Consider the following 14297-nt stretch of genomic DNA (forward strand, 5'->3'; position numbering starts at 1 on the left):
CAGTATGTTCGTCAAAATGATTTACACTTATCATACTTTATAGCATTTTCTCAAATTCTTCCATCGTTACTATTTTAAAATCCTTCAAAGAACCTTCACCAGTCCATGATTAAAAATATGTCCTAATAGTTTTTATTTGCTTTTTCGTTGCCTTCTTCAAGAGCAGCTAAGCTTTTACAAACCCCGGCTCAACGCATCCGTAACAGCCCGTTCCATCACGTCAATCGGCGGCTCCACCCCAGTCCATATCTTGAACGACGCAGCACCCTGATAGACCAGCATCTTCACACCATGTATTATCTTTGTTACACCTGCGTGCTTCGCCTCTTTTAGCAATCGCGTCTCCAGCGGATTGTACACGATATCGAAGACCACCAGATCTGGGTGCAGCATGTCCGCAGTGACTACCGTAGCATCTTCATGTGGATGCATTCCTACCGAGGTTGCATTGATCAATATATCCGAAGCCTGGATGTGCTTCTTGAGCTCGGCGTCCAATCCAATACCAGCCGCATTAGTGAGCTGAGCAGCTAACTGAGCAGCTCGTTCCTTCGTCCGGTTTGCCAGCGTTACGTTTGCACCTTCTTCGTCGAGATAAAAGGCAATTGCTCGTGCCGCACCGCCTGCACCAAGAATAAGCACGTTTTTACCGGTTAAGTCGCCTACTGCCTCCTGCAACACCTGCATTGAGCCGATACCGTCGGTATTAAAGCCAACCGGCGTGCCACTGCTGAAATCAATGGTATTTATCGCCCCGATTTTCTTTGCCACGTCGTCTGCGTCTACTAAGACGAGTGCCTTCTCTTTTAACGGTATCGTAACGTTAAGACCCGCGATGCCGAGACTTTTCGCGCCCTTTATCGCATCCTCAAGCTCGGGCGTTCTTACTCGGAATGCAAGATAAACAGCATCCATGCCAAGTTTCTCAAACGCGGCATTATGCATAACCGGGGAGAGGCTCTGCGCTACCGGATCGCCGAGAATGCCGTAGATCTTTTTCATTGCTACAAGTAGTACCAACATTTAAACGTAAAAAAGCAAAAGGCTTAAGTAGAGTGCGGGCATTATTGAGTAAATAATTAGAAGGAGTAAAAATGGAGGGAATTAGCGTTAGACTGATAAGTGGGAGAACGGCCGTGCAGGGCCAAAATCTGGACAGCAAACTTACGGACGAATACTTCGCCGAAGTGGCTCGCTGCGATCTGAACGGCGCTGACATGGAGAAACTCGGTGTTGCTAAAGAAGACCCTGTGAAAGTCACGACTGCGTACGGAAAGGTGGTCGTCAGGGCAAAACAGGACGATGGTCTTCCCGAGGGTATGGCTTTCATTCCCATGGGTCCCTGGTGCAATGCGGTGGTGGACGGAGATACAAATGGTAACGGCATGCCCTCGTTTAAGGGTATCGATGGAACGGTAGAGAAGACTGCGGAACCAGTATTGTCAGTAAAGGAACTGATGCGTACGTATATGACCTAAAAGGAGGGGGTAAAAAATGGCTGAAATAACAGATGTTGTATGCTCATTGTGTGGATGTGTATGCGATGACATCGTGCTCGAGGTAGAGAATAACCAGGTGACGAAGGTAAAGCGCGGCGCGTGTTCCGTAGGAAAAGCCAAGTTAATGGGACACCATCGGATAGAAAGCCCGATGATACGAGAGAATGGCGAGCTAAAAGAGGTCTCATATGATGAAGCGATAAAGAAAGCCGCGGAAATCCTTTACAAGTCGCGAAGACCGCTTCTGTACGGGTGGAGTTCAACGGTTTGTGAGGCTGATAAAGTCGGCGTTGCGCTTGCCGAGGAACTCGGTGCGGTTATTGACAATACTGCTTCGGTCTGCCACGGGCCATCGGTGCTGGCGATCCAGGATGTGGGACTACCCTCGTGTACGCTCGGAGAAGTGAAGAACCGAGCAGATCTCATCATCTACTGGGGTGCGAACCCGGCGCAGGCGCATGCGAACCACATGAAACGATATTCGTATGTTTCGAAGGGCTACTGGACAGAAGAAGGTAAGAAAGACAAGAAACTGGTTGTTGTGGACCCGCGAAAGACGATGACGACGAAGATGGCGGATGTTTTCGTGCAGATAAAGCAGGGATATGATTATCCGGTGTTTTCAGCGCTGCGAGCCATCCTCCGTGGCTATGAGGACGTGGTACCCGATGAAGTCGGTGGTGTACCGAAAGAAACCCTGTTAGAGCTTGCGAAGATGGTAAAAGAGGCAAAGTTCGTGATGACCTTCTTCGGTATGGGTGTGACACACACGGGCGCGCGCCACAATAATATTGTGAACGCGATCCAGTTCACACGAGCGGCTCACTTGCACACCAAAGCGAGTATTATGCCACTCCGAGGTCATTACAATGTGGCTGGCATTAACCAGGTACTAACGTGGGAGACCGGCTTCCCGTTCGCTATTGACATGGCTCGAGGTTATCCGTGGTACAATCCTGGTGAGGATTCGGCAACCGATTGTCTCTGGCGAGAGGACTGCGACTCGGCAATGATCATCGCTTCAGATCCAGGTGCGCACTTCCCGGGGCCATCGCTCAAGCACATGGCAAAGATTCCCGTCATTCAGATTGACCCATTCGCGAACCCGACGACAGAATTTGCGGATATTATTATCCCGGTGGCAGTGAGCGGAATCGATGCTGAGGGCAGCGTCTATCGAATGGACAACATACCAATTCGACTGCGCAAGATAATTGATTCTGACATCCCGACCGATGAAGAGATTGTGGGGCAGATACTGACGGAGGTCAGAGCATTAAAAGCGAAGGAGGGGCAGTAAAATGGCGGAGCTATTGATTAAGAACGGTGTGGTTTACGATCCACTAAACGGCGTAAAAGGCGAGAAGAAAGATATTTGCATCCGTGATGGCAAGATCGTCGAATCTGTTTCGAACCCGAAGGTGATTGATGCGGAAGGACGCGTGGTCATGCCTGGCGGTGTTGATATCCATGCGCACATTGCAGGTGGCAAGGTTAACTCAGGGCGGTTGATGCGACCAGAAGACGGTCGAAAAGGGTTAGAGCCGAAGACGAAGGTATGCAGAGCGCAATCCGGCTATTCAGTGCCCAACACGTTTGCGACGGGCTATCGGTATGCGAGAATGGGATACACCTTTGTGATGGAGGCGGCGATGCCACCGCTTGCAGCACGACACACGCACGAGGAGATGATAGATATCCCGATTCTGGACAACGCGGCAATGCCGCTCATTGACAACAACTGGATGACACTGGAGTACATCAAGAGCGGCAATACAGACTTGCTTGCTGCGTACATTGCCTGGATGATCAAGGCGACCAAGGGTTACGGCGTTAAAGTGGTGAATCCCGGTGGGACGGAAGCATGGGCGTGGGGAAAGAACTGTGACCTCAATGACGCAGTGCCTTACTTCGACGTCACTCCCGCAGAGATCGTAAAGGGTTTAGCAGAGGCGAACGAGAAGTTCGAGATGCCGCACAGTATTCACGTGCACCCAAATATGCTGGGACATCCGGGCAACTTCGAAGTAACAACGGACACGTACGACCTTGTGAAAGGAATAAAACCGTATAGAGACCGCCCAACGATGCACGCGACACACACGCAGTTCCATTCGTACGGTGGCACGACCTGGGGAGATTTCGAGTCGCAAGCGAAGCATATTACGGATTATATCAACGCCAATGACCACATGAGCATTGACATTGGCTCGATTATTCTGGGTGATACCACGACGATGACCGCCGACGGTCCGATGGAATACAGTTTGTACCAGATCACCGGCCGAAAATGGACGAATTGCGATGTAGAGCTCGAGACAGGGTCAGGGATCACGCCTTTCTTGTATTCGGGAAAATCACCGGTAAATACCATTCAGTGGGCAATCGGTCAGGAGCTGGCGCTGCTGACAAAGGACCCCTGGAAGGTCGCCATGACGACCGACCATCCAAACGCCGGACCGTTCATCGGGTATCCAATAGTCATTTCGATGCTCATGAGCAAGAAGCGGCGAGATGAGCTGGCTGAAGACGTACATAAGGTGATCTTCGACCGAACGGAGCTACCGTCAATCGACCGCGAATATGATCTGTATGAAATTGCAATCATCACGCGTGGCATGGCGGCAAAGACGTTGGGACTGCATGAGCATGGCAAAGGACATCTCGGCGTTGGTGCGGACGCAGATCTTGCGATTTACGACATGTCGCCTGAGGAACGCGACGCAGGAAAGATCCAGAAGGCATTCTTGAATACGAAGTACACGATCAAGGCAGGAGAGATCGTGGTGAAGGACGGCGAGGTCGTTGCGGCACCGGATGGGAAGACGATTTTCGTGACGCCGGAATGCGACCAGACGCTGATGGACGAGATGCTTGTGACCTTGAAGGACAAGTTCGATAAGTACTACTCGGTAACGTTCAACAACTATCCGGTTCAGGACCATTATCTGCCGAATCCATATGAGATAAAGGCGCCAATGCGAGGTTAAAAAGGGAGGAGGAAAGAAAAATGCAGACCATAACGTTAAAGTTGAAAGACTCTGTTACGAGCGGAATCGCGAAAGTGCCGGTTGAATTGGACGCGTTAACGCCGGATCAGCTCTTTGGCAAGAGCGAGGCTGAGATCAAAGCGGTGAAGGTCTGGTGGGGCAACCGCCAAGAGAACACCAGTGATCTGTTCGATGTGAGCGTGGCAGGCGATGCTGCGAGTGCGGACGACGTAAAAATCGTGCTCGAAGGCAATTTAGCACGGGTGAAGCGCATCGGTGAGGGCATGAAAGCCGGCGAGATCGAGGCACGGGGCGACGTTGACATGCATGTCGGCGCGATGATGGAAGGCGGCAAGATCACGGTCAAGGGCAATGCAGGCTGCTGGGCAGGTCGAGAAATGCGCGGTGGCGAGCTGATCATCGAAGGTGACGCGGACGACAACTTCTGCGCGATGTACCGCGGCGAAGAGAAGGGTATGACCGGCGGCAAAGTCACCGTTTTCGGCAATGTAGGTGAACTGACCGCTCAGTACATGGCAGGTGGCGAGATCCTGATCAAAGGGAACGCGGACAGACTCGCAGGCCTGAACATGAAAGGCGGCAAGATAACGATCGAAGGCGACGCACAGTGGCCGGGTGCTGACATGACCGGTGGCGAGATTACCGTGAAGGGCACGACCGAGATGATGCCGTCGTTCAGATTCGTCGAGACCGCAGCTGTGGATGGCGCAGAATACAAGAAATACCTCGGCGATCTCGCCATGGGCGAGCGGAAAGCAAAAGGAACACTGTACGTAAAGTAAACCGAAGCAAATCGAGGTGATTTTTCACCTCTCTTTTTCTTTATTTTTTGCTTGTTTTTTATGCCTCTCTGGCAGAGATCGCATTGAATTTCACTCTTGTTCCGTATTAAGGCGACTCCTAGCAACTCCTGAGATTTTGAACTTACCCGAAACGTTTAAATAACGCTTCCACTTCATAATAAATGATACGTATGAGAAGAATAGAAGGCCCTTTAGGTGGCGATTATTACTCATCTGCGTGCGCTGCAGATCATGATGGCGAAGCAACTCGAAGGTCGATTTCACCTTGGTATATCGGTTTACTGGTGCTTTTCGCGCTCTCTCTTGCTTCACCCGGTATTACTGTTTCCGTGACGGTACCGACGCCGGTAAACGGTCTGCGAAAGTTGGGAATATCAGGTCACGTTAGAGAATGACGGCTCCAATCCCGCGGGCAACATAACGCTGAACGTCACGATACCTACTGACTTCTCGTACGATGCAAACTCAACCAGCATCACCTATCCCAACGGCACCTCAAATTCGGAACCTGCCGTTAACGGCCGGCATCTGGAATGGAACCTGAGCGCGGTCATGATCGCCGGTGGCCAGAACGGTAGTTTGAATGCCTCTGAAAATATCACGCTCACCTTCAATCTGACCACCAATTGCCAAGCGCTCAGCGGGCAGCGTCTGCGAGCTAACATTACGTATGACGGTGGCACTCCTTACAGTAAATCCCGCTCGATTGTGGTAAACGAAGGGCACCTGAAGATCCTCAAGTTGCCAGCCGTGGTCGAGGCGCACCTCGGCGAGGTCGTCAACTGGACTATCACTATTGCGAATACCGGTGACGGGCCTGCGTACAATGTTGTGCTCAACGATACGCTCAGCTCAGGACTCGAGTTCCTGAGCATCGATTCGCCCGGCGGCGGGATGAACTGGAGCTACCCGCAGATCGATGCGGGCGATACCAAGACCGTCAATATTTCAGTACGCGTAATCGCCTGTGAGGGGCTCGATAATCATGTGGATGGCCGCTGGGGCTGCAGCGACGGCAGCTCATGCCAGGTACCGGAGCCCTACGCGGAGGGTTGTGTAGAATTCATCTATCGCGAGCCTGAGCTCGATTATGACCTCTCACCGGATCCGATTGTCGTACCGTATTGCGGTAACACAACCGTGAATATCACCTTTACCAATGCCGGCGAGGGAAATGCGACCAATGTCAGTCTTGCACTGATCGGGATGCCCCCGGAGTATGCGATCACCAACGTATCCGGCGCCACCTACGACCAGGGCAATACTTCCTTCGCCGTGGGGAGCGTTGCAAATAACTCTGTGCACACTGTGCTCTTTGATTTTGGACTACCCTACGGCACCTGCAATGCCTCCAGTGGTGTGATAGCGCTTATGCCGACCTACGAGGACGAGTGTAAGAACGTGTGGGCACCGCCGACGAAGCTCATCTCATACTCACTTGACTCGGCAACCGTCCCGGGCATCTCAGCGAGCAAAACCGGCATCGGTCAGCTGTATCTCGGTGAGACGGGCACCTATAATCTCTCGGTTACCTTCACGAACGGGAGCTGCCCTGATGCGAACGTCACCGTGGACATCACGGATACGTACCTGGCGAATTTCTCCGTGATCGATAATGCCAGCGGAACTGTGGATGGCAGCGCGCATACCATTACCTGGTCAAACCAGGTACTCGAAGACGGGGTGCCCTGGAATAAGACGATCCCGCTCCAAGCTTCGAATGATCCCTGTGACTGCGGTCACGTCTTCACCAACGCGCTGGCCGTGGAGCAGGTGACGGACTGCTGCGGCTGTAACCTCTCCGGGAGCGCTTCGGTCTCTATCCTCGTCGAATGTTACAACGGCACGATCTTCAGCTCTCATAAAATTGCAGTCCCTGATTCGCAGAAGAACTGCCGGAATATCACCTACACCACCCACTATAACTTCAGCACCGTGGGCGCGCTCACCTGGAGCGATATTAACTTCACCGAGCGTGGCGGGAACGGCCAGACCTTCCCCGGTGGCTCAACTACGGGCACCGCGAGCTTTACCGTGAACGACTCGTGCATTCAAAATTCGTCAATTACCATTGGTACGCCCATCAATCTCAGCTTTCTCTCGACCCCCTGTGGCAATCTCTCCGATGGCACTACCCTCGCCATCTCCTATACGCTTTATCAATGGGACACCGGGAGTTTCGTCGATTGGTCTGATCTTGATCTGACCGGCGCGCCCTCAGACTGTGGGGCCGATACCAGTTTCCACGAGGCGGTTGGCGTGACGGTGGGAAGATCAGATTTCTCGATCGGCATGACGTTCCCCAACAAGATGGAGTCCTGCGGCATCTATAATTTCACGCTCACGCTGAGCAAGAACGGCCCTTATAACGGCGACACGATGAATATTACCTACAACGATACGGACTTCAGATACATCGGACCGGCGAACATCACTGGGATCGTCAACGAATCGGGTACCTTGGTGCAGTCCTTTGAGCCGAATCGGACGGGGAACAATCTCACCTGGTATCTCGGGAACAACGTCAGCAGCGGCGGCACGATACGCTTCAAGGTAGAGAAGACTTGCGCGCAGAACAAAAGCGTCCGGGCGTTCCTTACTTACAGGGACAACTGCGGTAATCCGCTGAACGACAGCTTCACCGACGCGCCACTGCTGCTCGACAAGGGTGATATCGTCATCTTCAAGACGCCGGAGGTGGTGTATGCCATCGAGCGGAACGTGAGCTGGAAGATCTATGTGACGAACAAGGGAGACGGCACAGCCTACAATGTCTCGGTCGTCGATACACACACTCGATCCCGATATGGCCTATCTCAGCTCTTCGATCGATGGCAGTGCAGATCCCGGTAATACCTCGAATGTCTCCGTTGGCGGCCACGATATCATCACCTGGCAGCTCCACAATATGACTCCGAACCAGCAGCACATCATCGAGTTGAATGCGACCCTGATCGGCTGCGAAGATCGCACTAATAGCGTCATCGCAAGATGGGGCTGCGGCGGCGAGGAGTGCCAGAACGTGAGCGATACCTCGCAGGTCGCAATCCCCCGGACCTGGATCGCAGTGACGCGCCACGAAGCGGATCTGGTGGACGAATGCGGCGCGAATGCCAGTTTCTTCATCGAGGTGAAGAACCGTGGCAAGACCTATGCCTACAACATCAATGTCTCCGAGCTGCTGCCTGACGGGCTCCAATACGTGGCAGGTTCGGCAAACGTTACGGGCGCGATACCGTCGTCCGAGAACCTGAGCGGGAACCCCTTGGCCTGGTACTTTGACCAGTGGGCGCCCGGCACGGCCGTTACCATCACCTTTAACGCGACGGTCACCGGGCCCTGCGATTTCACCGGAGGTCCAGCGACGACCGGGGTGAATTACACAAAACTGTGCGGCGATTTCGGGATAGAGCGCAAGAACGATTTAACGGTCGATTTGGCGAATCCACAGTTGAGCATCACCAAGACGTCGGCCTTCACCATAGCGGATAACAGCAGCTACGTCAACTGGACGATTACGATAACGAGCGACGGCGATTACGAGGCGAAGAATATCACGCTTCAGGATGTGCTGCCGAGTAATACCGTCTATGATGCCGCAAACACAAGTCCTGCTGCTACTAGTGGAACGGGAACGGTAGGTGACCCGCTCGTCTGGAACCTTGGAAATATGAATATTGGAAACGTCACCACGATTAACGTATCTGCTCGGGTAACGGGCTGCACTAATGATACCGAGAACAATGCAACGATCTTCTGGGGCTGCTGTCCCCCCAAGGAGAGCGTATCCGCGCTCGCAGAGTTGCGCACGCAGCCGGTGTTGGTGCTCGATAAAGTCTCTGAACTCGATACCTGTAGTGGCAATATGACACTCACGATTGAGAACGAGGGCTCCACCGCTACAATTTTGAATATAACGGAATACTTACCGAACGGGTATGATTACGTTCCCACCTCAGCGACCATTTCGAGCGATAATGCAAGTCACACGATTACCAACCCCGAACCGGTCGTTATAGATCTCAATTACATCCTGTGGAACTCTACAAACGTTGAGGTCATCTATCCTAATGAACTCCTTACCATTAATTTGAGTGTAAATAACACGAAATGCAGCCAATCCTACTGCGAGAAGGTCTATCACACCAACGAGACGCTCGTGGTGAACTATACAGATTCGTGCTTGAATCCGCTTACTATAAACCAAACGTGGGACGTTGACCCGGTAATCATGGAGATACGCGTTCACAAGGAGCCGCCAACACAAGTCGTTGGCTTCGCGAGCTGGACGATCAATGTCAGCAGCTACAACGCAACGGCGTATAACGTCACGGTTGAGGACGTGCTCGGCACGGCATTCCATTCCATCGCCACCTATTACCTTAACGGGAGTCCAGACAACTCAGCGACGAACATCACTTTACCCAGCGGAAATAAAGAGATCCTATGGACGGGACAGAACATACCCCAAGGCACAGATACCTGGGTGCGACGGATCACGGCGCAGGTTAACGCCACCGGTACCGTGGAGAACAACGTAACGGTCACCGGCTACTGCACGTGTGGCTGTATATACAGCATGCACGGCGATTTGGTGTACGCTTCGCGGCTCAACTTCACCAAGGTGCCGAACGGGACGCTTACGATCGGCGAATATGCGAACTTCACGCTCACCGCAGAGTACTGGGGCGCCGAGAATTACAGCGCCGTGACGATCACTGACGTGCTCCCCGAGAACCTTGTCTATATCGATTCGAATATCACCGACGATGGCGGCATCTCCTACGATGCCAATCTCTCGATCAGCACCGCTACGAACATCACGTACCTCACGTGGGACGTGGGCAACTTCACGGGCCCCAAGATCTTCACCATCAACCTCACGACCATCGTTGCCAATATTGAGGGCAATCAGAACGGTAGCACCGTCTGGAACAATGCGTACTCGACCCATAAGAACGATTACAATGAGACCTTTTCTGCCTATGATAGCGCGTGGGTCGGCGTCATTGAACCGGATCTCATTATCGAAAAATCGACCAACAAGACGATTGTGGTAGCGGGCGATGTGGTCGAGTACACCGTTAAAGTCTATCATACCGCGCAAAGCACGCACGATGCCTATGATGTATGGATCAACGATACCGTTCCTGCTAAGCTGGATATCCTTTCCAATACCTCCTCTCCCACTGCAGATCTCTCGATCCAAGCCGGGCATAACTTCAGTTGGTTCTACGGGTACGTACCGCTCTCGTATAATGCATCCAATCCGGTCAATATAACCTATGCAGTACGTGTCAATGCGAGTGTGATCATCGGTGAGGAGCTGAGGAACAACGCAACGGTGACGTGGACGAGTGTCAATGAGACAACGGGCAACGAGAGTTTCGAGCGGTTCGGGAACTACACCGACCTGGACGATTACAACGATACCGCAGAGGCTCCGCTAACCGCGAACACCACGCGATCGATGGAGAAACTGCCGCAGGAGACGCGGTATCGCACGATCGGAGAGGGTGTGAACTTCACCATCAAGGTCTATCTACCGCTGACGAATGTTTTAGCGGTCTGGGTGAACGATACACTTTCCACCGGCATGATTTATGATAACACATCAGTCGCACTGACGGCGAACAACGACACGTTCCAGGAAATCATCAGCGAACCGAATAACGGCACGCAGCCAACGACGGTGAGCTGGTATCTCGGCACCGTGAACAACACCGACGGAACCGACATAACCTTAGACTTCACCGCGATTATCGCGGACGTTCCGAGCAACCAGAACGGGACGATCCTCAACAACAGCGCCATGGTCTCCTGGAAGTTCGCGAACGGGACCTCCGGGATGCTCAGTAACACCTCGGGCGACATAATCGTTCTCGAACCGGACCTCCAGGTTTCGAAGCGGTTCAACGTCTCCGTGATCGAAGCGGGTGACCTTATCAACTTCACCGTTGTCGTGAATCACACCGCTGCAAGTGCCTGGGATGCCTTCGATCTCTGGATCAATGATACCGCACCTGATAAGCTCGCGGATATCAGTTGTTCTTTCGTCCCAGCGCCAAATCAAACTGCGGACCATGCATGGTATTTCACGCGGCTTAATCTCTCGGATACTATTACAGTTACCTGCACAGCACGGATTAACGAGACGATTGAACTGAATGAGACGCTGGAAAACATTGTTAACCTCACCTGGACGAGCACGCCCGAAACGAATCCCTATGAAGACAACGAACGCTTTGGCAACCGGACTGACCTGGACGATTATAACCGAACGGATTCAGATACCGTCACGGCCAGCGATTTCATCTTGCTCGCGAAGACCGTGAACAAGCAGAATGCAACGATCGGCGAATATCTCACCTACACCATTACCGTCGGCTTACCAAAAGTGACGGTGAACAACGTCTCGCTAAACGATACGCTGCCCTCTGATTTGGCCTATGACCGGTTCATCTCACTGGATGCGGGCGGCAACAACGAGACGCTCGTGGAGACCGTTGCCGGGCAAAACATCTCCTGGTATCTCGGCGATGTGAACAACTCGGACGGGAGTAACATAACAATTGTGTTTAGAGCGGTGGTGCGCGACATCATGGCGAACCAGAACGGTCAGTACGTGGAGAACAACAGCGTCCAGTTCACAGGCTACGATGCTAACGACACGGAATACCGTGAAGAAGCCGCGTCTGATACCGTGCTCATTGTCGAGCCTGACCTGGCGATCGAGAAATCCGTGAATGCATCAGTCGTCGAAGCGGGTGATGTCGTTACCTACACGCTCAACGTCTCACATACCGTGCAAAGCGCTGCTGATGCGTTTGACGTGTGGGTGAACGATACGCTGCCTGAGCACCTTAATTTCCTCGCAGAGACCTCTACGGGTACGTTCAACCAAGCTGGAAAGAACTTGAGCTGGGTCTATTCGTACATCCCCTTATCGAATAATACCTTGAATCCCACTATTACGTACACTGCACGGGTGACGGGCGAAGTTATTGCTAATGAAAGCCTCCGAAACCTCGTTAACCTTACCTGGACGAGCGTAGACGAGACGATTGGGAACGAAAGCCACGAGCGATTCGGCAACGAGACACCACTTGATGACTATAATGCAGTAAATGCAACTACTTTAACCGGTGCGACCAACTGGAGCATCAATAAAACGGTAGATAAACCAAAAGCAACCATTGGCGAATATATCAATTATACGGTGCAGGTTGACTTGCCGAGAGTTCACGTCTTGAATTTGACGGTGGCGGATGTTCTTCAAAGGGGACTGATATATCATGATAATAGTTCTCCCGTGGACCCGGACAACTTCACGGTCTCGTCGCCAAACGACGGCTCGCAAGATGTCACGGTTACCTTCGAATATAACGACTTCAACAACTCTCTCGGTGACGATTTAACCATTACTATAACCGCTATCGTAGCAGACGTATATGGCAATCAAAATGGAACAGAACTAAACAATACGGTGAATGTTTCGTGGATTGATGCTGGAGACAGTGAATATCGCAACGGAACAAATGTTTCGAGTACCATAATCGAACCGGATTTAGAATTAAACAAAACGGCGAACGTAACGCATGTTGAAGCGGGCGATCTCATCGCCTTTAATATCACGGTCACGCACACACCGAGTAGCACGGCCGACGCGTACGACGTCTGGATAAATGACACGATCCCCGTTCGAACGGATTTGGTTGACACTGCTTCAAATCCCCCGGAAGATAACTTCAGCCAGGTCGGTAGAGATCTGAGTTGGTACTACGCTCATGTGCCCCCTGCTCAGATACTCAATATCACCTATACCGTTCGAGTAAACGAGAGTGTCAGTCCGCTCGATATCCTCACAAACAATGCCTCGCTCACATGGACGAGTGTCACTGCGACAATGGGGAATGAAAGCCAAGAACGATTCGGAGGACGGACCGTCTTGGATGAGTATAATGACTCCGACAGCCAGAACGTTACCGTTTGGGAAGCAGAACTATACAAGGAACCTGACTTTAATAGGAGCCATTGGATTAACGATTCCGTCTGGTATCGGATCTCTCTCGTACTGCCCTATGCGACGGTTTTGAATACAACGGTTAATGATACGTTACCGCAAGGCTTAATCTTTGATAACGCGAGCGTTGTTGTTGACCCGAACCACACGTATAACCTCTCATTCTCGGAACCGAACAACGGAACGCAACCGGTCAACATCACCTTCGATTTCGGCAATCTTTTAGGTGGAACGATTGTCAACGTCACCTTCACGGCGATCGTTGCTGATATCCCGGCCAATCAAAACGGTACGATACTGACGCAGAATTTCGCGCAGCTCTTTTGGAATGACAATGGAGGCGGGCTCCACAATGATTCGGACACCTCAGGAAACATAACCGTTATCAGGTTACCACGGATCAACCTGACGGACGGCGTGATCAAGATTGTCGAACCAGCGTATGTCATTCCCGGTGCCTTTGTTAACTATACCATATACATCATGAATGACGGATTCGCACCCGCGTACAATGTAACACTCTTCGATATGCTGCCAAACTATGTGAGCTATATTCCCAATACGACGATGGTGCATGGGGTGCCGGGGCCAAATCCCGATACTATCACGTTGTATCCGAATGGAACGACAAAGATCGCGTGGGCGAATGTGATTGACGTACTTAACGCAAGCGAGACTAAATGGGTGCGTTATGCGTGTTCAGTATCGTCAGCTACGCCGTTTGAGGAGGTATTGATAAATAACGCGACCGTAGAAAAGTTTGAGGATGAAGAGGGCAAGGAATATCCGGGCGCAAGCGATTCGGCAATTCTTACGGTTATCACTCCCGTCCCGGTGTTAAATGCCGTGGGGTTGATTATCCTGACCGGGTCCTTGATGGTTATCGCGATTGGTCGGATGCGAAAAGGGAGAAAGGAAGGAAGAAGGGAATTTGAGTGACTGTCTTCACACACGCACCGGA

The 14297-nt window shown here is 52.0% G+C and carries 7 protein-coding genes; 6 read left to right on the forward strand and 1 reads right to left on the reverse strand.

Annotated elements, in window-relative coordinates; genetic code table 11:
- Window positions 1-174: 174 nt before the first annotated feature.
- The gene (locus JW878_01075) at window positions 175-1002 is read right to left on the reverse strand and encodes a shikimate dehydrogenase (GenBank protein ID MBN1761656.1); all 828 of its coding nucleotides are present in this window, start codon (window positions 1000-1002) and stop codon (window positions 175-177) included.
- Between the two features lie 92 nt (window positions 1003-1094).
- Between JW878_01075 and JW878_01080 the strand changes: the two genes are divergently transcribed.
- The 6 genes from JW878_01080 (at window position 1095) to JW878_01105 (ending at window position 14275) form a co-directional block, all read left to right on the forward strand.
- Window positions 1095-1478 carry a tRNA CCA-pyrophosphorylase gene (locus tag JW878_01080; GenBank protein ID MBN1761657.1) on the forward strand — a complete coding sequence of 128 codons (384 nt, stop codon included), beginning with the start codon at window positions 1095-1097 and terminating at the stop codon, window positions 1476-1478.
- A gap of 16 nt (window positions 1479-1494) precedes the next feature.
- Window positions 1495-2799, forward strand: a complete 1305-nt coding sequence (locus JW878_01085; GenBank protein MBN1761658.1) for a formylmethanofuran dehydrogenase subunit B — start codon at window positions 1495-1497, stop codon at window positions 2797-2799.
- A gap of 1 nt (window position 2800) precedes the next feature.
- Window positions 2801-4489 carry a formylmethanofuran dehydrogenase subunit A gene (locus JW878_01090; GenBank protein MBN1761659.1) on the forward strand — a complete coding sequence of 563 codons (1689 nt, stop codon included), beginning with the start codon at window positions 2801-2803 and terminating at the stop codon, window positions 4487-4489.
- Window positions 4490-4509: 20 nt separating this feature from the next.
- Entirely contained in the window at window positions 4510-5292 is a 783-nt protein-coding gene (locus JW878_01095) for a formylmethanofuran dehydrogenase subunit C (protein MBN1761660.1), read from the forward strand.
- A 573-nt stretch (window positions 5293-5865) separates the two neighbouring features.
- Window positions 5866-8166, forward strand: a complete 2301-nt coding sequence (locus tag JW878_01100; protein ID MBN1761661.1) for a DUF11 domain-containing protein — start codon at window positions 5866-5868, stop codon at window positions 8164-8166.
- Window positions 8084-14275 carry a DUF11 domain-containing protein gene (locus JW878_01105; protein MBN1761662.1) on the forward strand — a complete coding sequence of 2064 codons (6192 nt, stop codon included), beginning with the start codon at window positions 8084-8086 and terminating at the stop codon, window positions 14273-14275. Before JW878_01100 ends, JW878_01105 begins: the two co-directional genes overlap by 83 nt.
- Window positions 14276-14297 lie beyond the last annotated feature (22 nt).

Source organism: Methanomicrobia archaeon, assembly GCA_016930255.1.
Classification (GTDB): domain Archaea; phylum Halobacteriota; class Syntropharchaeia; order Alkanophagales; family Methanospirareceae; genus JACGMN01.

Coding starts and splice junctions, on each gene's coding strand:
- JW878_01095 (MBN1761660.1), top strand. CDS start 4,510: ATGCAGACCATAACGTTAAAGTTGAAAGACTCTGTTACGAGCGGAATC.
- JW878_01090 (MBN1761659.1), top strand. CDS start 2,801: ATGGCGGAGCTATTGATTAAGAACGGTGTGGTTTACGATCCACTAAAC.
- JW878_01100 (MBN1761661.1), top strand. CDS start 5,866: ATGATCGCCGGTGGCCAGAACGGTAGTTTGAATGCCTCTGAAAATATC.
- JW878_01085 (MBN1761658.1), top strand. CDS start 1,495: ATGGCTGAAATAACAGATGTTGTATGCTCATTGTGTGGATGTGTATGC.
- JW878_01105 (MBN1761662.1), top strand. CDS start 8,084: ATGTCTCGGTCGTCGATACACACACTCGATCCCGATATGGCCTATCTC.
- JW878_01075 (MBN1761656.1), bottom strand. CDS start 1,002: ATGAAAAAGATCTACGGCATTCTCGGCGATCCGGTAGCGCAGAGCCTC.
- JW878_01080 (MBN1761657.1), top strand. CDS start 1,095: ATGGAGGGAATTAGCGTTAGACTGATAAGTGGGAGAACGGCCGTGCAG.